1 protein-coding gene is annotated in these 504 nt (G+C 69.2%); it reads right to left on the bottom strand.

Annotated elements, in window-relative coordinates; genetic code table 11:
• Nucleotides 1-504 (bottom strand): B12-binding domain-containing protein (locus tag D1643_RS11495; protein ID WP_160710696.1); only part of this gene is annotated, 504 nt, incomplete at both ends.

Genomic DNA, 504 nt, shown 5'->3' with positions numbered 1-504 from the left:
GCCGGCCTCCTCGATGGCGCGGATGGTGGCGCCGATCTCGGGCATGGTGGTGGTGAGCAGCGCCGAGCAGCACACGACGTCCACGTCGTCGTGCTCCTGCAGGAACGTCACGAACTGCTCGGGGGCCACGTCGACCCCGAGGTCGGTGACCTCGAAGCCCTTGCCCTCGATCATCATGCGCACGAGGTTCTTGCCGATGTCGTGCATGTCGCCCCTGACCGTGCCGATGACGGCCTTGCCCACCGGCTCGGCGCCCTCCTCGGCCAGGTGGGGCTTGAGCACCTCGGTGCCGGCGCTCATGGCGCGGGCGGCCACGAGCATCTCGGGCACGAAGGCCTCGTTGCGGCTGAAGCGCTCGCCGATCTCGGACATGGCGGCCACGAGCGCCTCGTTGAGGACCTCCTCGGCGCCCAGGCCCTCGTCGAGGGCCTGCTGCACCAGAGGCGCGACCTCCTTGCGCTTGCCGCGCAGGACGGCCGAGTAGATGTCTTCGATGATGGTCAT

The sequence above is a fragment of the Enterorhabdus sp. P55 genome (assembly GCF_009911695.1).
GTDB lineage: Bacteria > Actinomycetota > Coriobacteriia > Coriobacteriales > Eggerthellaceae > Enterorhabdus.
This window is presented reverse-complemented; position numbering and strand designations above follow the sequence as displayed.